24 protein-coding genes are annotated in these 23,600 nt (G+C 63.1%); 16 read left to right on the top strand and 8 right to left on the bottom strand.

The annotated features are described in order from the left end of the window. The first annotated feature begins 106 nt into the window (after positions 1–106). The 9 genes from NKH63_RS20480 to NKH63_RS20440 all read left to right on the top strand — a co-directional run bounded on the left by NKH63_RS20480 (position 107) and on the right by NKH63_RS20440 (position 9,383). Positions 107–196, top strand: a complete 90-nt coding sequence (locus NKH63_RS20480; protein WP_023675300.1) for a K(+)-transporting ATPase subunit F — start codon at positions 107–109, stop codon at positions 194–196. Positions 197–221: 25 nt separating this feature from the next. Then, positions 222–1,925, top strand: a complete 1,704-nt coding sequence (kdpA, locus tag NKH63_RS20475) for a potassium-transporting ATPase subunit KdpA (protein WP_352495475.1) — start codon at positions 222–224, stop codon at positions 1,923–1,925. Between the two features lie 7 nt (positions 1,926–1,932). Next, complete coding sequence (locus tag NKH63_RS20470; protein WP_031194001.1) at positions 1,933–2,142, top strand: hypothetical protein; 210 nt, start codon at positions 1,933–1,935, stop codon at positions 2,140–2,142. Further along, on the top strand, positions 2,139–4,232 hold the full coding sequence (kdpB, locus tag NKH63_RS20465) for a potassium-transporting ATPase subunit KdpB (protein WP_352592632.1): 2,094 nt from the start codon (positions 2,139–2,141) through the stop codon (positions 4,230–4,232). Before NKH63_RS20470 ends, kdpB begins: the two co-directional genes overlap by 4 nt. A 12-nt stretch (positions 4,233–4,244) precedes the next feature. Then, positions 4,245–4,814, top strand: coding sequence for a potassium-transporting ATPase subunit KdpC (kdpC, locus tag NKH63_RS20460; RefSeq protein WP_352918548.1), 570 nt, complete (start codon positions 4,245–4,247; stop codon positions 4,812–4,814). 52 nt (positions 4,815–4,866) lie between these two features. Then, entirely contained in the window at positions 4,867–7,605 is a 2,739-nt protein-coding gene (locus NKH63_RS20455) for a DUF4118 domain-containing protein (protein ID WP_352918546.1), read from the top strand. Continuing rightward, positions 7,602–8,294: a response regulator transcription factor gene (locus NKH63_RS20450; RefSeq protein ID WP_023718987.1), complete on the top strand. Its 693-nt coding sequence runs from the start codon at positions 7,602–7,604 to the stop codon at positions 8,292–8,294. The genes NKH63_RS20455 and NKH63_RS20450 overlap by 4 nt, the downstream gene beginning before the upstream one ends. A gap of 147 nt (positions 8,295–8,441) precedes the next feature. Further along, positions 8,442–8,747, top strand: coding sequence for a hypothetical protein (locus tag NKH63_RS20445; RefSeq protein WP_023718986.1), 306 nt, complete (start codon positions 8,442–8,444; stop codon positions 8,745–8,747). A gap of 126 nt (positions 8,748–8,873) precedes the next feature. Next, positions 8,874–9,383, top strand: coding sequence for an NUDIX hydrolase (locus NKH63_RS20440; protein ID WP_352483576.1), 510 nt, complete (start codon positions 8,874–8,876; stop codon positions 9,381–9,383). A gap of 71 nt (positions 9,384–9,454) precedes the next feature. Here NKH63_RS20440 and NKH63_RS20435 read toward each other — a convergent pair whose 3' ends face one another. From NKH63_RS20435 to NKH63_RS20410, 6 genes are all read right to left on the bottom strand, one after another. Further along, positions 9,455–10,306, bottom strand: coding sequence for a citryl-CoA lyase (locus NKH63_RS20435; protein ID WP_352483577.1), 852 nt, complete (start codon positions 10,304–10,306; stop codon positions 9,455–9,457). A 19-nt stretch (positions 10,307–10,325) separates the two neighbouring features. After that, positions 10,326–11,510, bottom strand: coding sequence for a CaiB/BaiF CoA transferase family protein (locus NKH63_RS20430; RefSeq protein ID WP_352642217.1), 1,185 nt, complete (start codon positions 11,508–11,510; stop codon positions 10,326–10,328). Positions 11,511–11,525: 15 nt separating this feature from the next. Further along, positions 11,526–13,049 carry a tripartite tricarboxylate transporter permease gene (locus tag NKH63_RS20425; protein ID WP_352918544.1) on the bottom strand — a complete coding sequence of 508 codons (1,524 nt, stop codon included), beginning with the start codon at positions 13,047–13,049 and terminating at the stop codon, positions 11,526–11,528. A gap of 4 nt (positions 13,050–13,053) precedes the next feature. Next, on the bottom strand, positions 13,054–13,587 hold the full coding sequence (locus NKH63_RS20420) for a tripartite tricarboxylate transporter TctB family protein (RefSeq protein WP_023718981.1): 534 nt from the start codon (positions 13,585–13,587) through the stop codon (positions 13,054–13,056). Positions 13,588–13,742: 155 nt separating this feature from the next. Beyond that, positions 13,743–14,720, bottom strand: coding sequence for a Bug family tripartite tricarboxylate transporter substrate binding protein (locus tag NKH63_RS20415; RefSeq protein WP_352453995.1), 978 nt, complete (start codon positions 14,718–14,720; stop codon positions 13,743–13,745). Between the two features lie 208 nt (positions 14,721–14,928). Further along, the gene (locus tag NKH63_RS20410; RefSeq protein ID WP_352483639.1) at positions 14,929–15,468 is read right to left on the bottom strand and encodes a GNAT family N-acetyltransferase; all 540 of its coding nucleotides are present in this window, start codon (positions 15,466–15,468) and stop codon (positions 14,929–14,931) included. 227 nt (positions 15,469–15,695) lie between these two features. On the opposite strand from NKH63_RS20410, the gene NKH63_RS20405 reads away from it, so the two are divergent. The 4 genes from NKH63_RS20405 to NKH63_RS20390 all read left to right on the top strand — a co-directional run bounded on the left by NKH63_RS20405 (position 15,696) and on the right by NKH63_RS20390 (position 19,378). After that, positions 15,696–16,151 (top strand): DUF2214 family protein, encoded by a 456-nt coding sequence (locus NKH63_RS20405; RefSeq protein WP_352483580.1) that lies wholly within the window; start codon positions 15,696–15,698, stop codon positions 16,149–16,151. A gap of 184 nt (positions 16,152–16,335) precedes the next feature. Then, positions 16,336–17,313: a tripartite tricarboxylate transporter substrate-binding protein gene (locus NKH63_RS20400; RefSeq protein ID WP_023718977.1), complete on the top strand. Its 978-nt coding sequence runs from the start codon at positions 16,336–16,338 to the stop codon at positions 17,311–17,313. A gap of 76 nt (positions 17,314–17,389) precedes the next feature. Next, complete coding sequence (locus NKH63_RS20395) at positions 17,390–17,857, top strand: tripartite tricarboxylate transporter TctB family protein (protein ID WP_023718976.1); 468 nt, start codon at positions 17,390–17,392, stop codon at positions 17,855–17,857. A gap of 9 nt (positions 17,858–17,866) precedes the next feature. Beyond that, positions 17,867–19,378: a tripartite tricarboxylate transporter permease gene (locus tag NKH63_RS20390; protein ID WP_023718975.1), complete on the top strand. Its 1,512-nt coding sequence runs from the start codon at positions 17,867–17,869 to the stop codon at positions 19,376–19,378. A 34-nt stretch (positions 19,379–19,412) separates the two neighbouring features. Here NKH63_RS20390 and nth read toward each other — a convergent pair whose 3' ends face one another. After that, positions 19,413–20,234 (bottom strand): endonuclease III, encoded by an 822-nt coding sequence (gene nth / locus NKH63_RS20385; RefSeq protein WP_023718974.1) that lies wholly within the window; start codon positions 20,232–20,234, stop codon positions 19,413–19,415. Positions 20,235–20,256: 22 nt separating this feature from the next. Here nth and NKH63_RS20380 point away from each other — a divergent pair, with 22 nt between their 5' ends. Then, on the top strand, positions 20,257–20,751 hold the full coding sequence (locus NKH63_RS20380; RefSeq protein ID WP_023718973.1) for a DUF2244 domain-containing protein: 495 nt from the start codon (positions 20,257–20,259) through the stop codon (positions 20,749–20,751). Between the two features lie 3 nt (positions 20,752–20,754). Here the strand turns inward: NKH63_RS20380 and NKH63_RS20375 are convergent, their stop codons facing one another. Continuing rightward, positions 20,755–21,570 (bottom strand): class I SAM-dependent methyltransferase, encoded by an 816-nt coding sequence (locus NKH63_RS20375; RefSeq protein WP_352918542.1) that lies wholly within the window; start codon positions 21,568–21,570, stop codon positions 20,755–20,757. A 114-nt stretch (positions 21,571–21,684) separates the two neighbouring features. Between NKH63_RS20375 and NKH63_RS20370 the strand changes: the two genes are divergently transcribed. Both NKH63_RS20370 and NKH63_RS20365 read left to right on the top strand, forming a co-directional pair. Beyond that, positions 21,685–22,578: a methylated-DNA--[protein]-cysteine S-methyltransferase gene (locus NKH63_RS20370; RefSeq protein ID WP_352717399.1), complete on the top strand. Its 894-nt coding sequence runs from the start codon at positions 21,685–21,687 to the stop codon at positions 22,576–22,578. Between the two features lie 112 nt (positions 22,579–22,690). Further along, complete coding sequence (locus NKH63_RS20365; RefSeq protein ID WP_023718970.1) at positions 22,691–23,599, top strand: ribokinase; 909 nt, start codon at positions 22,691–22,693, stop codon at positions 23,597–23,599. The last annotated feature ends 1 nt before the right edge of the window (position 23,600 follow it).

Below are 23,600 nucleotides of genomic sequence, written 5' to 3'. Positions count from 1 at the left end.
ATTGCACGATGGACATCATTGTTGTCGGGATAGGAATCTCGTTCTTTGCTCTATGCTTCGGTTACATCAAAGCCTGCGACGGGCTGTAAGTTTAGGGGATCGAAACATGCTCTTCGACTATATCCTCGGCGGCGCCGTGACCCTGTTCCTTCTCGCTTACCTGACATACGCCCTCGTTCGCCCGGAACGCTTCTGATCTCCGCTGGCAAGGAGCCAACCCCATGACAATCAACGGATGGCTGCAGATCCTCGTCTATTGCGGGATCGTCGTTTTGCTGGCCAAGCCGCTCGGCGGCTACATGCATCGCGTTTTCAGCGGCGAGCGCACATTCCTGTCGCCAATTCTGGCCCCGCTCGAGCGCGGGCTCTACCGTATGTCCGGGACCAGCGAGCGCGAGGAGCAGCACTGGACCTCCTATGCGGCGGCCCTGCTGTTCTTTAACCTGGCCGGCTTCCTGGTGCTCTATTTCCTGCAGCGGCTGCAAGGCGGCCTGCCCTACAATCCGGGCGGCATGACCGCCGTCGAACCTGGGCTTGCCTTCAACACCGCCGCCAGCTTCATGACCAACACCAACTGGCAGAACTACGGCGGCGAAAGCACGATGTCCTATCTCGTGCAGATGGCCGGCTTGACCGTGCAGAACTTTCTGTCGGCCGCGACCGGCATCGCCATCGCGGTCGCACTGATCCGCGGTTTTGCTAGAGCCTCAGGCAAATCGATCGGCAATTTCTGGGTCGATATGACCCGCTGCACGCTCTATCTGCTTGTGCCGTTCTGCATCGTGTTGACGCTTGTCTATGTCTATCTCGGTATGCCGCAGACGGTTGGTGCTTACGTCAACGCGACGACGCTGGAAGGCGCGCAACAGACGATCGCGGTCGGGCCGGTCGCTTCGCAGGTTGCCATCAAGATGCTCGGCACCAATGGCGGCGGCTTCTTCAACGCCAATGCAGCGCATCCCTTCGAAAATCCCGACGCGATCTCGAACCTGATCCAGATGGTGACGATCTTCGCCTTCGGCGCGGCGCTAACCAATGTCTTCGGTCGCATGGTCGGCAACCAGCGCCAGGGCTGGGCAATTCTGTCGGCGATGGGCGTGCTGTTCATCGCCGGCGTTGCCGTCTGCTACTGGGCCGAGGCCGCCGGCAATCCGCTCGTCCATGCGCTGGGCATCGACGGCGGCAACATGGAGGGCAAGGAAAGCCGCTTCGGCATCGCTCTGTCGGCACTGTTTGCCGTCATCACCACCGCCGCGTCCTGCGGCGCGGTCAACGCCATGCATGACAGCTTCACCGCACTCGGCGGCATGATCCCCATCATCAACATGCAGCTCGGCGAGGTCATTGTCGGCGGCGTCGGGGCCGGCTTCTACGGTATCCTGATGTTCATCGTGATCGCCGTCTTCGTTGCCGGGCTGATGGTCGGACGCACGCCCGAATATCTCGGCAAGAAGATCGAGGCCAAGGAGGTCAAGATGGCAATGCTGGCCGTCCTCTGCCTGCCGCTGGCGATGCTGGTCTTCACCGCCATCGCGGTGGTGCTGCCGACCGGCGTTGCTTCCATCGCCAACGCCGGCCCGCACGGCTTCTCCGAGGTCCTCTATGCCTACACCTCGGCCGCGGCGAACAATGGCTCCGCCTTTGGCGGTCTCAGCGGCAACACGCCCTGGTACAACATAACGCTCGGCATCGGCATGCTGATGGGCCGCTTCCTGGTCATTATTCCGGCGCTGGCGATTGCTGGATCGCTGGTGGCGAAGAAGACCGTCCCTGCCTCCGCCGGCACCTTCCCGACCGACGGTCCGCTGTTCGTCGGGCTGTTGGTCGGTGTCATCCTGATCGTTGGTGGCCTGACCTTCTTCCCGGCCCTGGCGGTCGGACCGATCGTCGAGCACCTGGCGATGATTCACCGTCAGACATTCTGAAACGGCCATGCCCTGGTTCAAGATCATATCTCGAAAGGCCCGGCATCGTCCCGAGCCGGAGGGGGAGAAAACACCTCCTCCTTTCCCGACCCTGTCCACATTCCTCGCTATTGCGGCAGCCTTGATCATTATCTGGCTGCTGGCTTACGGGCCGCCGCACCTTCGTTCGGCACACGATCGACCGGTCACCAACATCGACACTGGAGCCACCAAATGAGCCAGTCGAAATCCGTGAGCATCATGGATCCCCGCATTCTGTTGCCCGCCATCGGCGGATCCTTCAGAAAACTGAACCCGCGCACCTTGATGCGAAACCCGGTGATGTTCGTCGTCGCCGTCGTCTCGGCGCTCACCACCGTGCTGTTCGTCAAAGATCTCGTTACCAGCGGCGGCGATCTTGGCTTCACGCTGCAGATCATCATCTGGCTGTGGTTCACAGTGCTTTTCGCCAACTTCGCCGAAGCGGTGGCCGAAGGCCGCGGCAAGGCGCAAGCAGACTCGCTGCGTCGGGCGCGAACCGAGACGCAAGCCAAGCTGTTGAACGGCGGCGACCGCCGCAAGTTCAAGCTGGTGCCCGGCACCAGCCTGAAGGTCGGCGATATCGTGCTTGTCGAAGCCGGCGACATCATCCCCTCGGATGGCGAGGTGGTCGAAGGCGTGGCTTCGGTCAACGAGGCGGCGATCACTGGCGAATCCGCACCTGTCATCCGCGAATCCGGAGGCGATCGTTCGGCGGTGACCGGCGGCACGCAAGTCTTGTCCGACTGGATCCGGGTGCGCATCACCGCGGCTTCCGGCCATACGTTCCTCGACCGCATGATCTCGCTGGTCGAAGGCGCCGAGCGCCAGAAGACACCCAACGAGATCGCGCTCAACATCCTGCTCGTCGGCATGACGCTGATCTTCGTGCTGGCGACAGCGACGATCCCGAGTTTTGCCTCCTATTCGGGCGGCTATATCTCGGTGACGGTGCTGGTCGCCCTGTTCGTCACGCTGATCCCGACCACGATCGGCGCCCTGCTGTCGGCCATCGGCATCGCCGGCATGGACCGCCTGGTGCGTTTCAACGTGCTCGCCATGTCGGGCCGCGCCGTCGAGGCGGCCGGCGATGTCGACACGCTGCTGCTCGACAAGACCGGCACGATCACGCTGGGCAACCGCCAGGCAACGGCATTCCGTCCGGTCAGGGGCGTCACCGAACAGGAACTGGCCGACGCCGCCCAACTTGCCTCGCTTGCCGACGAAACGCCGGAAGGCCGCTCGATCGTCGTGCTGGCGAAGGAGAAATACGCCATCCGCGCCCGCGACATGGCAAGCCTGCACGCGAGTTTCGTGCCCTTCACCGCGCAAACCCGCATGAGCGGCGTCGACCTGGAAGGCTCCTCGGTCCGCAAGGGCGCAGTCGATGCGGTGCTTGCCCGCGTCAACCTCTCGACCATTGCCACAGGCAGTACGCGCCCCGGCAGCGACACCGTCCGCGACCTTCAAACCATCGCCGACGAGATCGCCAAATCCGGCGGCACCCCGCTGGCGGTCGAGCGCGATGGGCGCCTGCTCGGCGTCGTCCACCTGAAGGACATCGTCAAGGGCGGCATCGCAGAACGCTTTGCCGAATTGCGCCGCATGGGCATCCGCACGGTGATGATCACCGGCGACAATCCGATGACCGCGGCGGCGATCGCGGCGGAAGCCGGCGTCGACGACTTCCTTGCCCAGGCGACGCCCGAGGACAAGCTGAAGCTGATCCGCGACGAACAGGCCAAGGGCAAGCTGGTCGCGATGTGCGGTGATGGCACCAACGACGCGCCGGCGCTTGCGCAGGCCGATGTCGGCGTCGCCATGAACACCGGCACGGTCGCGGCACGCGAGGCCGGCAACATGGTCGATCTCGACAGCGATCCGACCAAGCTGATCGAGATCGTCGAAATCGGCAAGGCGCTGCTGATGACGCGTGGTTCGCTGACGACCTTCTCCATCGCCAACGACGTCGCAAAGTATTTTGCCATCATCCCGGCAATATTCGCCGTCTTCTACATCGCCCCGGGCCAAACCGCCGGGCCGCTGCAAGCGCTCAACGTCATGCATCTGGCAACGCCGCAGAGCGCTATCCTCTCGGCCATCATCTTCAACGCGCTGATCATCATCGCGCTGATCCCGCTGTCGCTGAGGGGCGTCAAATACCGCGCTGTCGGCGCCGGTGCGCTGCTCAGCCGCAATCTCATAGTCTACGGCCTTGGCGGCGTCGTCGTGCCCTTCGTCGGCATCAAGGTGATCGACATGGCCATCACTGCTCTCGGTCTCGCATAAGGAACCACGTCGATGCTCAATCAAATCAGGCCTGCGATCGTCATGATCGTCTTCTTCACCGTTCTGACGGGGTTGGTCTATCCGATCGGCATGACCGGCATTGCCCAGGCGCTGTTTCCGCGCCAGGCCAATGGCAGCCTGATCGAGAAGGACGGCAAACTCGTCGGTTCCGAGCTGATCGGCCAGGCCTTCACCAGCGACCGCTACTTCCATGGCCGTCCGTCGGCTGCCGGCGACGGCTACAATGCCGCCGCCTCGGGAGGTTCGAATCTCGGCCCGACCAACCCGAAGCTGATCGACCGTATCAAGAGCGACGCCGAGAAGTTGAGAGCCGAAAACCCGAACCAGCCGGTACCGATGGATCTGGTCACCACGTCCGGCAGCGGCCTCGATCCGCATATCAGCTCCGATGCGGCCTATTTTCAGGTCGCCAGGGTGGCTAAGGCCAGGGGCGTCGATGAATCCAGGATCAAATCGCTCGTCGACAGCCATGTCGAGGATCGCGAATTGGGCTTTATAGGCGAGCCGGTGGTCAATGTGCTGGCCCTCAACCTTGCGCTGGACGATGCCACGAAACAATGATGGCGGGCGCCGGGATCGACACCGAAGCCGGCGCCGTTCATGATTGATCCTAATGCCAGACGACAGCCGCACCGCCGAAACCAGGCCCTCTCCCGACGCGCTGCTTGAGCATGCCGAGCGGGAGGAGCGAGGTCGCCTGAGGATATTTCTCGGCGCCGCTCCCGGTGTCGGCAAGACCTACGAGATGCTGATGTCAGGCCGCGCCAGGCTGGCCGACGGGATCGACGTGGTGATCGGCATCGTCGAGACGCATGGTCGCAAGGAGACGCAGACGCTGGTCGAAGGCTACGAGGTCATTCCTCGCCTTGAGATCGACTACAAGGGGCGCATTCTCGAGGAGATGGATCTCGACGCCATCCTCGCCCGGCGCCCGGCGCTGGTTCTGGTCGACGAACTCGCCCACACCAACGTCGCCGGCAGCCGCCACCCCAAGCGCTACCTCGACGTCCAGGAAATCCTGACGCACGGGATCGATGTCTACACGACACTGAACATCCAGCACGTCGAAAGCCTGAACGACGTCGTGGCCCAGATCACACGCGTCAGGGTGCGTGAAACCGTCCCCGACTCCATCATCGATCAAGCCGACGATGTCGAGATCATCGACCTCACCCCCGACGACCTGATCAAGCGGCTGGAGGAAGGCAAGGTCTACTTCCCCAACACCGCCCAGCGCGCCATCGAGAACTATTTCTCGCCGGGCAATCTGACGGCGCTCAGGGAGTTGGCGCTTCGCCGCACCGCCCAGCGGGTCGATGAGCAGTTGCTCAACCATATGCAGGCACACGCGATCCCGGGACCGTGGGCGGCCGGAGAAAGGGTTCTCGTCTGCGTCGACGCGCGTCCTGGCGGAGCGGCTCGCATACGCTATGCGCGCAGGCTGGCCGACCGCCTCCGTGCCCCCTGGACGGCGCTTCATGTGGACACCCCTCGCTCAGCCGCCATGCCCGAGGAGGACAAGGATCGGCTGGCGACGCAGTTGCGCCTTGCCGAGCAGCTCGGTGCCGAGGTGACGACCATTCCGGGTCAGAATGTCGCGCAAGACATCGTTCGCCATGCGACGGCGAACAACTTCACCCATATCGTGATCGGCAGGCCGACCCGATCACGCTGGCGCGAATTGATCGAAGGCTCGCTCACCTATGATCTCATCCGCGACGCCGGCAACATCAGCGTCCATGTAATTTCGGGAACCGACCAGGGCACCGACGCACCCTCGAAAAATGTCAGCGCGGCAACCGAGCAGAAGCAGTTTCAGGTTAGGCCCTACCTGCTAGCTACAGCCTATGTCATGGGCTCGCTGGCCTTCAGCACTGTTCTCGACCAGTTTCTCGACGTTCGCAATCTGGCCATTGTCTTTCTGCTGGCGGTGCTCACATCGGCTGTAATGGGCGGGCTCTGGCCAGCGTTGTACGCCTGTGTCGTCAGCGCCCTTGCATTCAACTACTTTTTCCTAGAGCCGCGCTACACACTGACGATCAGGGATCCGGAGAGCATCGTTGCGCTTGCCGTCTTCCTTGTTGTCGCCGTTATCGCCAGCAATCTGACGGCGCGGGTGCAGCGTCAAGCGATCGCTGCCAGCTCACGGGCGCGCGCCACGGAAGACATCTATCAGTTTTCAAAGAAGCTCGCCGGCGCCGGTACCCTGGACGACGTGCTATGGGCCACTGCCTTCCAGATCGCCTTGATGCTGAAGCTGCGCGTAGTGCTGCTTTTGCCCGAGGACGGCACAATCGCGGTCAAAGCCGGCTACCCACCCGACGACACGCTGGCCGAGGCCGACATCGCAGCAGCCCGCTGGGCGTGGGAGTATAACCGCGCCGCCGGGCGCGGCGCCGACACGCTGCCCGGAGCAAAACGCCTCTATCTGCCCTTGCGGACCGGACGCACGGCGGTGGGCGTCGTCGGCCTCGACAACGACAAGCAAGGTCCGCTGCTGACACCCGAGCAGCAACGTCTGCTCGATGCGCTCGCCGACCAGGCGGCGGTCGCCATCGAGCGCATCCAGCTCGTCGCCGATGTTGACCGGGCCAAGCTTGCGGCCGAGGCAGACCGTCTGCGCTCGGCCTTGCTCACCTCCATTTCCCACGATTTGAAAACGCCGCTTGCCGCCATCATGGGCGCGGCCGGAACGCTCAGGGACTTCGAGGCCGCACTGCCCGAGCAGGACCGGGCGGAACTGCTGTCGACCGTGCTTGATGAATCGGAAAGGCTGAACCGCTTCATCGCCAATCTGCTCGACATGACCAAGATAGAATCCGGCACGATGGAGCCGAATTATGCATTCCACTATGTCGGCGACATTGTCGGCTCAGCCCTGCATCGGGCCCGCAAAATCGTCGGCGAGCATAAGACCGAGACCGATATTCCATCGGATCTGCCGATGTTGCGGCTCGACCCCGTTCTGTTCGAGCAGGTGCTGTTCAATCTCCTCGACAATGCTGCAAAATACGCGCCGCCAGGTTCGACGATCCGCCTGCAGGCCTGGGCCGACAATGGCAGCGTCATCCTGCAGATCATGGATGAGGGACCAGGCATTCCGCCAGCGGACCTGGAGCGCGTTTTCGACACTTTCTACCGTGTGCGCAAGGGTGACCAGGTGCGTGCCGGCACCGGGCTCGGATTGTCGATTTGCCGCGGCTTCATCGAAGCGATGGGCGGGACGCTCTCGGCGGCGAACAGGACCGACCGCTCGGGCGCGGTTTTCACCATAAGAATGCCGGTGCCGGCAGAACTCCCCGATGTCGGTGAACCCGATGCTGACGATCGAAACATGGACCACCTGTCATGACGAATTTGGACGTCAGGATATTGGTGGTCGACGACGAGCCGCCGATCCGGAAACTGCTTCGCGTCGGGCTCGGCAGCCAAGGCTATGCGATCAGCGAGGCGCCGAACGCCAGCGCGGCGATTGAACTCATGGAGACGGAAAAGCCGGACCTGGTCCTCCTCGATCTCGGCCTGCCCGGCATGAGCGGGCATGAGCTGCTGCGCAAATGGCGGGATGATGGCCTGGACATTCCCGTGGTTATTCTTTCGAGCCGCACTGATGAGGCCGGCATCGTCTCGGCCCTCGAACTCGGCGCCGACGATTATGTCACCAAGCCGTTCGGTATGAACGAGCTTGTGGCACGCATCCGCGTGGCGCTGCGCCACAAGTTCCAGCAGCAGGGTGAGAAACCGGTGTTCCACACCGGCGACCTCTCCGTCGATCTGGTGAAGCGCATCGTCAAGGTCGAGGACAAGGAGATAAAGCTCTCGCCGAAGGAATACGACATCCTCCGCATCCTCGTACAGCACGCCGGCAAGGTTCTCACCCACCAATTCCTGCTGAAGCAGGTCTGGGGCGATTCCACCGACGTTCAATATCTCAGGGTCTATGTCCGGCAACTCAGGCAAAAGATCGAAAAGATGCCCGACCAGCCCCGTTATATCACCACCGAGACCGGCGTCGGATATCGGCTGCGCGAAGTCGAGTGAAATGGGAGAGCCAGCCTCGCGTACCGCAATGCCTCCTCAAAGCCGGCAGGACGACGTAGCAATTCGCCGCGAATCAGCGGCGGCCATGGCATCGCCGGGCAAAACCCCTATATTAATCTGAGGTCGGTTTTGTGCGGGAATTAATGAATGTCACAGCTTCGTCTATTGACGTTTTTAGGGTCGGCAATGCTGGCAACGGTGATGCTGTCGGGCGTAAATCCTGCCGCATCGGCACAGATCGTCAGCCCCGCCGACCGCAACGCATTGATCCAGCAAAACCAGTTGCAGATGCTGGAGAACAGGCTGCAGCGGCAGCAATATCAGCAGCAGCAACAGCAATACCGTGCGCAGGACCGCCAAATCCCGGCGCCCCAACCGCAGGTGGTGCCGCAGATGAAGCCGACTTGTCAGTTGCTGCCGTCAGGGAGCGGCTTTGTCAGCACTTGCCGCTAACGTTTTCATTTATTTAGCCGACTTATTATGCTTGGATGCCGCCGCACCTGAGATAACATCGAAGGCGGTTTGGATTTAGCAATGCTGCCCTTCGTGCTTTGGGCACCGCTTCGACTGGATTTTTGAATGGCAGCCAGCAGAAAGAAGGTCGTCCGTAAGGCAAGGAAGGGCGCCCGGATTCGCCAGGTCGCGGCGATCCCCTTTCGGCTGAGCGAGCATGGCGATGTCGAGGTTATGCTCGTCACATCGCGAACGACGAGGCGCTTCATCGTGCCGAAAGGCTGGCCGATGAAGGGCAAGGGCGGTCGCAAGGCGGCCACCATCGAAGCACAGGAAGAAGCCGGCGTCCTCGGCAGGATATTGAAACAGCCGGCCGGCACCTATTGCTACTGGAAGCGGCTGGCGAACCGCTTCGTCCGCGTCGACGTCGTCGTCTATTTGCTGGAGGTAACCGAGGAACTTGCCGACTGGCAAGAAGCCAACAGGCGGCAGCGGGCATGGCTGGCACCGGCCGACGCGGCGCTGCTCATCGACGAGCCGGATCTTTCGACGCTGGTGAGGAACATCAGGAGTCCCGAGCTGGAGCATACCCCCAAAAAGCAGAATCCGGCTTTCGGAAAAGATCACGCTCAATAAAACATGGGGGTCTATCCCGACTCTATCGGGAATTGGCTCCAGCGCCCTCCGCTGTCGCTTGAACCGACATCTCACTGACTGCCTTCGTCTTCCTCGGGCAAAGGCCGCGCCGGCGTGCCGGTATAGGCCCACAGCCATTCGCGCGGCAGCGGCCCTTTGTTGCGGTCGCTTTCCTGCGACTGTTCCCATGCATGGGCCAGGATGCCGACCGAGCGCGACAGTACGAAAAGGCCTCGCGTCAGCGGCGGCGGGAAGCCGAGCTCTCCGTAGATGACGGCCGTGGCGCCGTCGATATTGAGCGGGATTTTTTTGCCCTTGCCCCGCGCAACTTCCGCCTCGACCATCTCGGCGATGTCGGCGAAGCGCCCGCTGACGACGCCGCGCGCGGCAAAGTCGCGGGTCAGTTCGATGAGGCGCGGCGCCCGCGGGTCGACCGGGTGGAAGCGGTGGCCCAGCCCCGGCACATAGCCGTCTTCCCCAGCAAGGACACGATCAACCCGCGCCGACACCGCGTCCGCGAGCGGCACGCCGGCGTCCAGTTCGGCGGCGATGTCTCCGTAGAAGGAGAGCGCCTGTTCGCCGGCGCCTCCATGCACGTCGCCAAGCACGTTGACGGCCGACGCCATGGCGCTGTTGATGCCGACACCGCACGTGATCGCCATGCGGGCGATGGCGATGGACGGCGCCTGCGGCCCATGGTCGACGGCGGCACCCAGCGCGATGCCAAGCAGCGCCGCCTGCTCCTCGCTCGGCAGTTCGCCGCGCAGCATCAGCCAGATCATTGCCGGAAAGCTGACGCGGCCGATCAGATCCTGGATCTCATAGCCGCGCAGCCGGATGACGCCGGGCCGCATCTCGATGATGCCGGTCTGCCACCATTCCTCGCCGCGCGCGCGGCCAGTCTTGTTTTCCGTGTCGCTCATGCCTTCTTTTCCGTGCCGCTCATGCCTTCGCTCTTTTCTTGGCGCGTGGCGGCAAACCGGCAAAAACCTCGTCCATATGCTCGCCGAGCCCCGGCGGCGGCCTGCTCGGCAAAGGTGCCTCGCCATCGACCATGAAGCCGCCGCGCACCACGATCAGCGGCCGGTCCATCCCGGACACAGCCTGGAAGCGCGCCGTCATGCCGCGCTGGATCACCTGTTGCTCTTGCAGTACCTGCGGGATTGTCAGCACCCGGCCTGCCGGCACGCCGGCGCGATTGAACGTCTCCTCCCAGGCGGCGGCAGAGCCGCTCGCCAAGGCATCCTCGATCAGCGCTTTCAATGCAATGCGGTTCTGCTTGCGCGTTTCGCGCTCGGCAAAGCGGACATCCGACGCCAGCTCCGGCCGATCGATCAACCGGCACAGTGTGACGAACTGCTCCTGCTTGTTGGCTGCGATGTTGAGCAAGCCGTCGCCGGTGCGAAACGCGCCAGACGGTGCGGCCGTCATGTTTTCATTGCCCATCGGCTGCGGCTCGACGTCCGCCGTCAGATAGTTCGACACCGGCCAGCCGAGCGCAGAAAGCGTGCATTCGAGCATAGAGACGTCGAGGAACGCACCCTCGCCTGTCGTCTTCTGCTTGACCAGCGCGGCGGTAATGGCGAACGCCCCGACCAGCCCGCCAAGCGTATCGGCGACGGGATAGCCGACACGCAGCGGCGCCGTTTCCGGTGTACCGGTGATGCTCATGATGCCGGAAAGACCCTGGATGATCTGGTCATAGGCTGGATTGTCGCGCATCGGCCCGGTCTGGCCGAAGCCCGATATCGCACAATAGACAAGGCTTGGCCGGACCTCCTTCAGCCTGGCATGGCCAAGCCCCAGCCGGTCCATGACGCCGGGGCGGAAATTCTCGACCAGCGCGTCGGCCGAAGCGACCAGATCGAGGAAGCGTTCGCGGTCGGCCTCCTGCTTGAGATCGAGCGCCACCGAGCGTTTGCCGGCATTCTGCGCCAGGAACGAAGCGCCCATGCCCACCCGGTTGAGCTCCGGCGAGGCGCCAAGCTGGCGCGCCAGATCACCGCCTTGCGGCGTCTCGACCTTGATGACGTCGGCCCCGAGCAATGCCAGCTGGTAGGCGCAATAGGGGCCGGCCAGCACATTGGTCAGGTCAAGGATGCGGATGCCGGAAAGCAGGTCTGTCATGACGTCACGAACAGCTCAGGCATCGCCCGGCACGTGCTCCGGTCCGCGCGTGCGCCTGTGCTCGATGTAGGCCCAGATATGCGGTCCAACCAACCCGATGAAGGCCAGCGTCAGCAGCGTCAGCGACAGCGGATGCTTGTAGAACACCGTCCAATCGCCGTTCGAGATGGTCATCGCGCGGCGGAACTGCGTTTCGGCAAGCGGCCCGAGAATCATGCCGATGATGACTGGCGCGGTCGGGAAATCGAAACGCCGCATCAGGAAGCCGGCGGCACCGAGCAGATAGAGGATGATGAGGTCGATCGGCGATTGCGAAATGCCGTAGGTGCCGACCGTGGCGAACACCAGAATGCCGGCATAGAGCTGCGGCGCCGGAATCTTCAGTAATCGCACCCAGAGCCCGATCAGCGGCAGGTTGAGGACGACGAGGATGACATTGGCGATGAACAGGCTGGCGATCAGCCCCCACACCAGGTCGGCCTGCGTCGTCAGCAGCAGCGGCCCCGGATTGATGCCGTAGCTCTGAAATGCCGACAGCATGATCGCGGCCGTCGCCGAGGTCGGCAGGCCGAGCGTCAGCATCGGCACCAGCACGCCGGCGGCGGATGCATTATTGGCCGCTTCCGGCCCGGCAACGCCCTCGATGGCACCGACCGTGCCGAACTCCTCCTTGTGTCTGGAGAGTTTCTTCTCGATGGCATAGGAGAGGAAGGTCGGGATTTCGGCGCCGCCGGCCGGCATGGCGCCGATCGGGAAGCCGATCAGGGAGCCGCGCAGCCATGGCCTCCACGAGCGCGACCATTCAGCCGCGGTCATGTAGAGCGACCCTTTCAACGGCACGATGTCGTCCTTGCCGGCATAGCGGCGCGAGGCCATGTAAAGCGTCTCGCCAACGGCGAACAGGCCAACGGCGACGACGATGACGTCGACGCCGTCCAACAATTCGCTCATGCCGAAGGTGAAGCGCGGCTGCCCCGTCTGCAGATCGACGCCTATCATGCCGACGACGAAGCCGACGAACAGGCTGGTCAGGCCGCGCACCGACGACGAGCCGAGCACCGCCGAAACCGTGATGAAGGCCAGCACCATCAGCGAGAAATATTCGGCCGGACCGAAAGCCAGCGCGAATTTGACGACGATCGGCGCCAGGAAGGCAACGCCGATCGTGCCCAGCGTGCCGGCGACGAAGGAGCCGATCGCCGAGGTTGCCAAGGCCGCACCGCCACGGCCGGAGCGGGCCATCCGGTTGCCTTCCAGCGCGGTGACGATAGTGGCGCTTTCGCCAGGCGTGTTGAGCAGGATCGATGTCGTCGAGCCGCCATACATGGCGCCGTAATAGATGCCGGCAAACAGGATGAACGACGCCTCCGGCGCCACCTGGTAGGTGATCGGCAACAGCAACGCGATGGTCAATGCCGGTCCGAGGCCGGGCAGCACGCCGATCGCAGTCCCCAGCGTGGTGCCGACCAGGCACCATATGAGATTGATCGGCGAGAAGGCGACCGAAAATCCGTGCGCGAGATGGCCGAGCGTTTCCATGGCGTCAGCCCCTCAGCACGGCAACGACCGAATCGACGATCGCGTTCAGCTGGTTTTCGATGAAGCCGGCGCCGATATTGACGCCGAGTGCCCTGGCAAAGCCGAAATAGGCGGCCAGCGCCAGGATCAGACCGAGCAGCACGTCACGCAGCGGACGCCGGCTGCCGAAACCGTGGCAGATGAGAACGAACATGATGACAGATGCGGCGGTAAAGCCGAGCGGCTGGATCAGCACGAGGTTGGCGATCAGTCCGAGGACGACGATGCCCATCGCCTTCCAGTCGGTCGGCGTCTCCTTTTCGTCCTCCGGCTGCCATCCGCCCCGCAAGGCGGCAATGATGAGCAGCAGCGACAGGATCACCATCCCCGTCATGGTGATGTAGGGAAAGACGGTCGGACCGACCTTGGAATAGAGCGGCGACACCGGGATTGCCAGCGTCTGCCAGGCAACCGCACCCGCACAGGCGAGGAGCCCAACGCCGATCAGCAGTTCGGGCACTGCAAGGCGCGGCGGCGCCTGCTGGTCGCTGGTGCTCATCATCGTCCTCCCAATGTCGGTCCCTTGGGGCCGGTTCTCCTTGGACCGGTCTCACTCGGCCGATCTCGGCGTAGTTTCACCTCCGGCGCCGCGTATGTCCATGCGGCTGGCGAAAGTCGGCAAGGGTTGGCGCAGGCCGCCCCTTGCCGAGAGCATCACGCCAGGCCGAGGTCCTTGAGGATCGTCCCGATGCGGGCCGTGTCTTCGGCGACGAATTTCGCATAGTCGTCACCGGTGAGCAGGATCTGCGTCCAGTTGCGGTTCTTGCATTCGGTGGCCCAGGCGTCGCTCTTGGCCATCGTCTCGATCAGCTTGATCATTGCTGCCTTGTCGGCGTCCGAGACGCCGGGCGGCGCGAAGACGCCGCGCCAGTTGAACAGCTCGACGTCGATGCCGGCTTCCTTCATGGTCGGAGCATCGATGCCCTCCTGGCGTTTGTCGGCAGATATCGCCAGCAGCCGCAGCGCGCCCGCCTTGACCTGTTCGGCGAACTCGCCATAGCCCGAGATGCCGGCCGCGACCTGGTTGCCGAGCAGCGCCGACAGCGCCTCGCCGCCGCCGGCGAACGGCACATAGGACAGGTTGGTTGCAGGAACACCGACGGTCTTGGCGATGAGGCCGAACAAGATGTGGTCCGAGCCGCCGGCCGAACCGCCGGCGACTGGAACCTGCGTCGGGTCGGCCTTGAGGGCGGCAACGAAGTCGGCCGCAGTCTTGAACGGCGAGGCGGCCGGCACCACAAGCGCCTCGAACTCGCCGGTAAGGCGGGCGATCGGGGTGACCTCGGTAAGGTTGTTGGCCGCCTTGTTGGCGATGATGGCGCCGACCATGACCATGCCAGCCACCATCAGCGCATTGCCCTTGCCCTTCCACTGGTTGACGAACTGCGGCAGGCCGACGGTGCCACCGGCGCCGCCGACATTGGTGATCTGCGAGCCGGAGATCAGCTTTTCACTGCGCAGCACCTGGTCCATGGCGCGCGCCGTCTGGTCCCAGCCGCCGCCCGGCGCCGCCGGCACGAAAATCTGCAGCTGCGGTGCGTCCTGCGCGAAAGCGGGGATAAAATGCGATGCCGCGAGCCCGGCAGCACCTGCCGCCGCGGTGCTCATCAAGAATCTGCGTCTGTTCAGCATGGGATTCCTCCAAATCGCGACACCTCCTCCGGTGCCTGCCAGAAACGTAGCCTGAATTCAGACCCGCTCGATAAAATTCATGCAGAGTTTGCGTCATCCTGTCAAAGACAGAACACTCCCCATGCGCCACAATCGGCCCGTGCGATGTTCAGGCTGGCGAACTCGACGCCCGACTACGATGTGGCAGGCAGTGCCCAGACAGCATCGGTCAGGGCTGCCGCTGCAGCAGGATGGTCGGCTTGTCTTGATAGACGGTGCGCAGCACTTCGCCATAACCGCATTTTGCCGCGACGTTCAGCGAGCCGGTGTTTTCCGGATCGATGATGCAGACGGTCTTCGCGGCTGCAAATGCCTCATCGCCCCAGGCAAGCACCCGTGCGACGACTTCGCTGGCCAACCCCTGGCCATGCACGCCCGAAACCAGAGCCCATCCGGCCTCCGGAATGCCCTCGATCGACGGCGTCATGTCGCGTTTCAGATCGTGGAAGCCGGCCTCGCCGATGAAGCGGCTGGTCGCCTTTTCCTCGACCGCCCAGAAGCCGTAGCCCAGAAGCGACCACAGGCCGGCATGGCGCAGGAAACGCATCCAGCTTTCCTCCCGCGTGCGCGGCTTGCCGCCGATAAAACGGGTGACGACGGGATCGGCCCACATTGCGACATAGGCGTCGAAATCGTCCAGCCGGTGCGGTCGCAGGACCGTGCGAGAGGTCTCAATCACTGGGGCGACAATCGTCTGCGGACTGGTCATGGTCATGCCTCGGTTGTGTTGCCGGTGCCTAATGCCGGTCATCCAACGGTTAGGACAGCGACATGCATAAAATGGGGAATCAAAATCCGTTGCGTAAAACAAGAACCAAGGCTGTGTAGATCATCTTCCAGGCTGATGTGAATCCCGCCAAGCGGTGTTAGTTTTTCGCCAGTATTTGGTTCACTGCGTTCGGTTTCGGCGCTGCCGTCCGACAGAGGGGAAACAGCATGGACACCACCGACCTTGTGCTTACCATCTTCCATCATCTGCTGGTGTTTTCGCTGGCAGGCATCATCGGCGCCGAATTCGTCCTGATCCGCAGCGACCTGTCCGCCGCGACGCTGAAGCGGCTTGTCGGTATCGATCGCCATTACGGCATCATTGCCATGCTGATCATCGTCGTCGGCATCGGCCGCGTCATCTATGGTCTCAAGGGCTGGGAATTCTACGTCTACAACTGGATGTTCTGGGCAAAGATGGCCGCTTTCGCAATTGTCGGCCTGTTGTCGATTATCCCGACCGTCCGATTCCTGTCCTGGAGCAGGCAGGCGAGCGCCAGTCCCGGCTTCCAGGTGCCTGCGGCGGAGCTAGCGTCCGTTCGCACCTATGTCCGCACCGAGGCATTCATCTTCCTGTTGATCCCGGTGTTCGCGGCGGCGATGGCGCGCGGCTACGGCTATTAAGATAGGTCGGAGGAAGGGCATCGCGCGGCCCGACCTTTCCACTCATTTGCGCGGACAAACGTGCAGTTTGCCGTTTGAGGCGATTGTCATTTGTCGGGTTGCGCTAGTTATTGCTCCATCTACATTCGGTTTGAGAGGAACTCCGCGCAGCGGTTGGTAATTCGTATTCTGGGAGGAAATCACGATGAGAAAATTCGTCGCCGCGCTGGCTGCCGTTGCGGTCGCCATGCTTTACCCGTTGGCCGCGGGCGCGCAGACGTACCCCGAACGCACCATCACCGTTGTCGTGCCGTTTTCGGCCGGCGGCCCAACCGACACCGTCACGCGTCTTGTCGCGGAAGCCATGTCGAAGGACCTCGGCCAGCAGGTCATCGTCGAGAATGTCGGCGGCGCCGGCGGCACGCTAGGCGCCGGCCGCGTCGCGAATGCCGATCCTGACGGCTATACGCTGCTCCTGCATCACATCGGCATGGCGACCAGCGCGACGCTGTATAGGAACCTCGCCTACGACACGCTGAACGCGTTCGAATATATCGGTCTCGTCACAGAAGTGCCGATGACCATCGTCGGCCGCAAGGATCTCGAGCCGACCGATCTGAAGGGACTGGTCGACTATGCCAAGGCCAACAAGGACACCGTCACCGTCGCCAATGCCGGGATAGGCGCGGCCTCGCATCTGTGCGGCATGCTGTTCATGAGCGCCATCGGCACGCCGCTGGTCACCGTTCCCTACAAAGGCACTGGCCCGGCCATGACCGACCTTCTCGGCGGCCAGGTCGACATCATGTGCGACCAGACGACCAACACCACCAAGCAGATCCAGGGCGGCACGATCAAGGGCTATGCCGTAACCTCGGCGCAACGCCTCGACGTGCTTCCGGACGTGCCGACAACGACGGAAGCCGGCCTTCCGCAGGTGCAGGTCGGCATCTGGCACGGAATCTATGCACCCAAGGGCACGCCGGCCGAGATCACCGAGCGCCTGTCGAAATCGCTGCAGGTGGCGCTGAAGGATCAGAACGTCGTCGCCCGCTTTGCCGAACTCGGCACCAAGCCGTCGCCCGAGGCCGACGCCACGCCGGCCGCGCTCAAGGCCAAGCTGGAAAGTGAGATCGCGCGGTGGAAGCCTATCATCGAAGCGGCCGGCCAGTACGCCGACTAAAGCTTGAACGGGGCGCCACCAGCGCCCCGTTTTTACACGGCATGGGCAAGCCCGCGGCGCGGCCCGGGAGGACGTCATGAAACCGTTCGCAATCGACAGAACCAACGGCATTTGCGCAGCGCTGTTCATCTTCCTCGGCGCATTTTTCGCGCTGCAGTCGCTCGGCCTCGAAATCGGCACCGCCTTCCGTATGGGACCGGGCTATTTCCCGCTGGTGCTGGCGATCGTGCTGATCCTGCTTGGCGCCGTCATCCTCGTCCAAGCGGTGCGTTTCGAGAGCGACCCGATCGGCCACATCGCGTGGCGCGGCATGCTGTTCATTCTGCCCGCTCCGATCTTCTTCGGCCTGACGGTGCGCGGCCTCGGCTTTATCCCCTCGATCTTCCTGACGGCGCTAATCGCATCGTTCGGCAGCGGCCGTATGAAGCCGCTGACCGCGCTCGTGCTGTCGGCCGGCCTGACGCTGTTCGCATTCGTCGTCTTCAGCTACGCACTCGGCCTGCCGTTCCGGCGTTTCGGCCCGTGGCTGCCCCTATCATTGTGAGGAGATGAAATGGAACTCCTCAACAATCTCGCACTCGGCTTTTCGACGGCCACATCTTTGGCAAACCTCGGTTTCTGCCTGATCGGCGTCCTTCTCGGCACGCTGATTGGTGTCCTGCCCGGCATCGGCGCCACCGCAACCATTGCCATGCTGTTGCCGATCACCTTCCAGATCGGCGATCCGGTTTCCTCCCTCATCATGCTCGCCGGCATCTATTACGGCGCGCAGTATGGCGGTTCGACTACCGCCATCCTCATCAACATGCCCGGCGAATCTTCGTCGGCCGTCACCGCCATCGACGGCTACCAAATGGCCAGGAACGGTCGCGCCGGGGCGGCACTGGCGACCGCGGCGATAGGCTCGTTCTTTGCCGGCACGGTGTCGACCTTCCTCGTCGCCATCTTTGCCCCACCGCTGACGGCGATAGCGCTGAGATTCGGCGCAGCCGAGTATTTTTCGCTGATGATTGTCGGCCTGGTCTCGTCCGTCGCGCTCGCCCACGGCTCGATCGTCAAGGCACTGGCCATGGTCGTGCTCGGCCTGCTGCTCGGACTTGTCGGCACGGATATCTACACCGGCACGCCCCGCTTCACGCTCGGCATCCGCGAATATGCCGACGGGCTGAATTTCGTCGCAGTGGCGGTCGGTGTCTTCGGCGTCGCCGAGATACTGCGCAACCTCGAAAACGAGCATGAGCGTTCCGTGCTGATCCGAAAGATCTCCGGCCTTATGCCGACCCGCGAAGATTTTCGGCGCATGGCGGCCCCCATCGTGCGCGGAACAATCATCGGTTCGGCGCTCGGCATCCTGCCGGGAGGCGGCGCGATCCTTGCCGCCTTTGCCTCCTACACCGTCGAAAAACGTGTCTCGAAAAGTCCGGGGGAATTCGGCAAAGGCGCAATCGAAGGCGTCGCCGGACCGGAATCGGCCAACAATGCCGGCGCACAAACCTCCTTTATCCCGATGCTGACGCTCGGCATTCCGGCCAACCCGGTAATGGCGCTGATGATCGGCGCGATGATCATCCAGGGCATCGTACCCGGCCCCAATGTTGCGATCGAACAGCCTGCACTGTTTTGGGGTATCATCACCTCGATGTGGATCGGCAATCTGATGCTGATCGTCTTGAATCTGCCGCTAATCGGGCTTTGGGTGAAACTGCTTACGATCCCGTATTACGTGCTCTTCCCGATCATCATGGCGTTCTGCTCGATCGGCGTTTACAGCGTCAACACCAACGTCTACGACCTCTATGCAGTCGCACTCTTCGGCTTGCTTGGCTATCTCCTGACCAAGCTGCGCTGCGAACCCGCGCCGCTGCTGCTTGGCTTCGTGCTCGGCCCGCTGCTCGAGGAAAACCTGCGCCGCGCCATGATCCTCTCTCGCGGCGATCCGAGTACCTTCGTGACGAGACCGATCAGCGCCAGCCTGCTCCTCATCGCGCTCGCCGTGCTCGTCATCGTGTTTCTCCCCGCGGTCAGGAAGAAGCGCGAGGAGGTGTTTGTCGAAGAGAGCTCCTGAACGTGGATGGCGCCACATAGGAGGAACGTCAGAGTCACTTGGCTGGCACTGATTCAGTAGCCGCCTCTACTGGCCCGAGCGGCGCGATCTCGACCAGTGGTGCAGGCACGCTGGTCGTCTTTTCCTTGGCCTTGCAGATATCGGCGATGACGCAGGCAGGGCAATCCGGCTTACGCGCCTTGCAGACATAGCGGCCGTGCAGGATCAGCCAATGATGCGCATGTCGCATATATTCGTCCGGAATGATCTTCAGGAATCCTTGCTCGACCTGTTCCGGCGTCTTGCCCGGCGCCAGGCCGAGCCTGTTGCCGATGCGGAAGATGTGCGTGTCGACCGCCATCGTATGCTGGCCGAAGGCGACGTTGAGCACGACATTGGCGGTCTTGCGGCCGACACCCGGCAGCTCGACCAGTTGATCGCGATCATCGGGCACCTTGCCGCCGTGGTCGCGGATCAGGGCTTCCGACAACGCGATGACATTCTTGGCCTTGTTGCGCCACAGCCCGATAGTGCGGATATGGTCGCCGAGCCTGGTCTCGCCCAGCGCCAGCATTTTCTGCGGCGTGTCGGCGATCTTGAACAGCGCCCGCGTCGCCCTGTTGACGCCGGCGTCCGTCGCCTGCGCCGAAAGCACCACCGCCACCAGCAGCGTGAAGGCGTTGATATGTTCGAGTTCGCCTCTCGGGTCCGGCCGCTGAACGGAAAAGCGCCGGAAAATCTCATGCACCTCGGCCGGGCTGTAAAGCGCCCGCGACCTCGCCGGCCGCGGACGCGGCTTGGCGTTCGAGCCGTCGCGGCGGCCGGGCAACAGGTCTTTTTTTAGCGCCGAAGAGTTTTTGGACTTGGGGCTTGTCATTGCTTTCCTATAATATTCTGTAATGAGCGACACAAACGCCTCATTTCAGGCCGACGAGCCATTCTTCCAGGCGCTGCTGATACCGCACCGGTCGCTGGGCAAGACCGGCTTTGTCATCCTGATGGGCGCATTGCTGTTCGGGTGGCTGGTGACCGGAGCGTTTTTCCTGTCGCGCGGCGCCTGGCCGGTGTTCGGCTTCTTCGGCCTCGATGTTATTGCCATCTATATCGCCTTCCGCGCCAATTATCGTGCCGCTCGGGCTCGCGAGGAGGTGTCGGTGTCTCGCACCAGCCTCGATATCCGCAAGACTGCCCCGTCAGGCAAATCGGAAGCACATCGCTTCAATCCGTTCTGGGCACGCTTTTCGATCGCCCGCCACACCGAAATCGGCATCACCAGAATGGCGGTCGAGGCGCAAGGAAAAACAGTCTCGATCGGTGGCTTCCTCAACCCCGACGACCGCGAAAGTTTTGCCACCGCATTTTCGCGCGCTCTGGCGACCGCCAAGGCGCGCTGACGATCAAAACCGAAATCTCAACAGCCTGCCGACCCTCCGAAGAGCCGGAACGTGGCTCCAGAGGCGAAAGACCAGTCCGGCGAACCAGCTCACACGGGCGGCATGTTCGGGTTTGTACGCCATCATTTCCTCGACCAACCGCAGGCCGGGCACTGACCGTTCCAAGTCGCGCGGATCGTTGATCGCCCAGTGGAGTTCGGCTCCGGTGGCGCGGAACGACCGGTTGAGGCGCACGAGCTTTAGACCCAGGTCGCTGTAGGCATCGCAGATAAATTCGCCGCTGGCCAGATGCGACACAAGCCGCGAAACCAGTCTTGGGCCCTCGTCAGCGGCAAGGTAGGGGGTCAGGCCCTCCGCCACGACCATCGCCGGGCGATCGCCGGGCACTTCATCCAACCAGCCAGGCTCCGTGACGGATGATCCGATCAGGTGGTAATGCTCGCGCATCGGGTAGAGCTTGCGCCTGAGCTCGATGACTTCGGCGTAGTCGACGTCGAACCAGTCGACGCCGGCTGGCGGGTCGATACGGAATATTCGTGTGTCCAGCCCGCAGCCGAGATGCAGTACAATGGCGTTCGGGTTGTTCGCCAGAAAAGCCGAAACCCAGTCGTCCAGCGTCTTGGCCCGGATCGCCAGACCGACGCCGAGATTGTTGTCGACCTTGAGCCGCGAGAAATCGTAGTCGATGCGGCGAACCGCCTCGTCCGCAAAGCGGTCTTTCAGCAGCGAGTTGGGAAGCCGGCTTTCCAGCGCCTTGCCGTAGACGGTGATCAGCAGCGTTTCTTTTTCCTTGGTCAGCTGCATCTTCTCGCCGGCCATGATTGTCCTCCCCATTCAAAGCCAACTCTATCTGGGTACATGCTGCGGGAAAGCAAGTTTCGGGTGGTGATCGGCGCCGCGAAGGACGATATTCGCACTCAAGGAGATACTACCATGAACGCCCAAATGCCTCTCAAAACGACAGCAATCCTTCAGAAAGACATCACGCCTGAAGGCGGCGACTACGAAATCGTCCGTCGTGCCATCGAAAAGATCAGCCTCGACTATCGCGACCAGCCTTCGTTGGAAGTGCTGGCCGAGGAGGTCGGCGAGACGCCGACCGGGCTGCAGAAGCTGTTCACCCGCTGGGCCGGCCTGTCGCCGAAGGCTTTTCTGCAGGCCGTCACCCTCGATCATGCGCGCAAACTGCTGGATTCCGGCATGCCGCTGCTGGAAACTTCGTTCGAACTCGGCATGTCCGGCCCAGGCCGGCTGCACGATCTGTTCGTCACCCATGAAGCGATGTCGCCGGGCGACTACAAGACCCGCGGCGCAGGGCTCACCATCCGCTACGGCTATCATATCTCGCCTTTCGGCATCGCTTTGATCATGGTGACGGACCGCGGCCTTGCCGGCCTCGCCTTCAACGACCCCGGCGGCGAGCGCGCGACCTTTGCCGACATGTCCAGCCGCTGGCCGAATGCGACCTATGTCGAGGACATGGCGGCGACGGCGCCCTATGCCGCGCGCATCTTCGATCCGACGCTGTGGCGCGCCGACCAGCCGCTGCGCGTCGTCATGATCGGCACCGACTTCCAGGTCCGCGTCTGGGAGGCCTTGCTGCGCATTCCGATGGGCAAGGCCTGCACCTATTCCTCGATCGCCGCGCGCATCGGCGCACCGAGCGCCAGCCGGGCTGTCGGTGCCGCGGTCGGTGCCAATCCGATGTCCTTCGTCGTGCCGTGCCACCGGGCTCTCGGCAAGTCCGGCGCGCTCACCGGCTACCATTGGGGCCTGACGCGCAAACGCGCCATCCTCGGCTGGGAGGCGGGACAAGTCTCTTCTTGAATAGCCAACGAATGGAACGATAGGAGCGAAGGGCCCCGAGGGTGACAAGCAGCGATCTTACGGAGTAGCTTCCCGCGCAATTAGAGTGACATGCGCTAGCGGGAGGCACTTCTTGATCGTCGTCATCGGTTCCATCAATCTCGACCTCATCGCCAGTGTCGACCGCTTGCCCGGTCCCGGCGAAACGGTGCGCGGCTCCGGTTTCGCCACCGCCCCCGGCGGCAAGGGAGCCAACCAGGCGCTGGCCGCCGCCCGCGCCGGCGCCAAGGTGCGCATGGTCGGCGCGGTCGGCAAGGACAGCTTCGCCGGCGAGGCTTTGGCGCTGCTGCGCGACGGCAAGATCGACCTGTCCGGCGTCGGCGAGACCTTTGCCTCGACGGGTACCGCGTTGATCATGGTCGGCGCCGACGGCGAGAACGTGATCGCCGTCGTGGCGGGCGCCAATGATTCGGTCGTGCCGGGTGACCTTTCCAAGGCTTTCCTGAAAAACGGCGATGTCGTGCTGCTGCAGTTGGAGGTCCCGTTGCAAACGGTCGAGACAGCGCTTGACGCGGCAAGGACGGCCAACGCGGTCACCGTGCTCAACACCGCACCTTTCCACGGCGACGCGGCCGGCTTCCTCGGCAAGGCCGACTATCTCGTCGCCAACGAGACCGAGTTCGACCTCTATGGTGAGGCGCTGTCGTTGAGTGGCCGCGACCGCCCGGCACGGATGCGCGACTATGCCTCGAGAACTGGCCGCACCATCGTCGTCACGCTTGGCCCAGACGGCGTTCTCGCCGCGACGCCGGACGATCTCCTGATGGTTCCGGCGCTGAAGATCACTCCGCTCGACACGGTCGGCGCCGGCGACACGTTCTGCGGCTATTTTGCTGCCGGACTGGCGGCAGGCCTGCCGCTCGACCAGGCGCTTGCCCGCGCTGCCGCAGCCGGTTCGCTGGCCTGCCTGAAAGCCGGCGCCCAGCCTGCCATCCCGCTGGCCAGGGATGTCGACGCCGCCATGCCGACATCTGCCGGCTGAA

The sequence above is a fragment of the Mesorhizobium sp. M0960 genome, assembly GCF_040319055.1.
Taxonomy (GTDB): Bacteria; Pseudomonadota; Alphaproteobacteria; order Rhizobiales; family Rhizobiaceae; genus Mesorhizobium.
This window is presented reverse-complemented; position numbering and strand designations above follow the sequence as displayed.

Coding starts and splice junctions, on each gene's coding strand:
- NKH63_RS20480 (WP_023675300.1), top strand. CDS start 107: ATGCTCTTCGACTATATCCTCGGCGGCGCCGTGACCCTGTTCCTTCTC.
- kdpA (WP_352495475.1), top strand. CDS start 222: ATGACAATCAACGGATGGCTGCAGATCCTCGTCTATTGCGGGATCGTC.
- NKH63_RS20470 (WP_031194001.1), top strand. CDS start 1,933: ATGCCCTGGTTCAAGATCATATCTCGAAAGGCCCGGCATCGTCCCGAG.
- kdpB (WP_352592632.1), top strand. CDS start 2,139: ATGAGCCAGTCGAAATCCGTGAGCATCATGGATCCCCGCATTCTGTTG.
- kdpC (WP_352918548.1), top strand. CDS start 4,245: ATGCTCAATCAAATCAGGCCTGCGATCGTCATGATCGTCTTCTTCACC.
- NKH63_RS20455 (WP_352918546.1), top strand. CDS start 4,867: ATGCCAGACGACAGCCGCACCGCCGAAACCAGGCCCTCTCCCGACGCG.
- NKH63_RS20450 (WP_023718987.1), top strand. CDS start 7,602: ATGACGAATTTGGACGTCAGGATATTGGTGGTCGACGACGAGCCGCCG.
- NKH63_RS20445 (WP_023718986.1), top strand. CDS start 8,442: ATGTCACAGCTTCGTCTATTGACGTTTTTAGGGTCGGCAATGCTGGCA.
- NKH63_RS20440 (WP_352483576.1), top strand. CDS start 8,874: ATGGCAGCCAGCAGAAAGAAGGTCGTCCGTAAGGCAAGGAAGGGCGCC.
- NKH63_RS20435 (WP_352483577.1), bottom strand. CDS start 10,306: ATGAGCGACACGGAAAACAAGACTGGCCGCGCGCGCGGCGAGGAATGG.
- NKH63_RS20430 (WP_352642217.1), bottom strand. CDS start 11,510: ATGACAGACCTGCTTTCCGGCATCCGCATCCTTGACCTGACCAATGTG.
- NKH63_RS20425 (WP_352918544.1), bottom strand. CDS start 13,049: ATGGAAACGCTCGGCCATCTCGCGCACGGATTTTCGGTCGCCTTCTCG.
- NKH63_RS20420 (WP_023718981.1), bottom strand. CDS start 13,587: ATGAGCACCAGCGACCAGCAGGCGCCGCCGCGCCTTGCAGTGCCCGAA.
- NKH63_RS20415 (WP_352453995.1), bottom strand. CDS start 14,720: ATGCTGAACAGACGCAGATTCTTGATGAGCACCGCGGCGGCAGGTGCT.
- NKH63_RS20410 (WP_352483639.1), bottom strand. CDS start 15,468: ATGACCAGTCCGCAGACGATTGTCGCCCCAGTGATTGAGACCTCTCGC.
- NKH63_RS20405 (WP_352483580.1), top strand. CDS start 15,696: ATGGACACCACCGACCTTGTGCTTACCATCTTCCATCATCTGCTGGTG.
- NKH63_RS20400 (WP_023718977.1), top strand. CDS start 16,336: ATGAGAAAATTCGTCGCCGCGCTGGCTGCCGTTGCGGTCGCCATGCTT.
- NKH63_RS20395 (WP_023718976.1), top strand. CDS start 17,390: ATGAAACCGTTCGCAATCGACAGAACCAACGGCATTTGCGCAGCGCTG.
- NKH63_RS20390 (WP_023718975.1), top strand. CDS start 17,867: ATGGAACTCCTCAACAATCTCGCACTCGGCTTTTCGACGGCCACATCT.
- nth (WP_023718974.1), bottom strand. CDS start 20,234: ATGACAAGCCCCAAGTCCAAAAACTCTTCGGCGCTAAAAAAAGACCTG.
- NKH63_RS20380 (WP_023718973.1), top strand. CDS start 20,257: ATGAGCGACACAAACGCCTCATTTCAGGCCGACGAGCCATTCTTCCAG.
- NKH63_RS20375 (WP_352918542.1), bottom strand. CDS start 21,570: ATGGCCGGCGAGAAGATGCAGCTGACCAAGGAAAAAGAAACGCTGCTG.
- NKH63_RS20370 (WP_352717399.1), top strand. CDS start 21,685: ATGAACGCCCAAATGCCTCTCAAAACGACAGCAATCCTTCAGAAAGAC.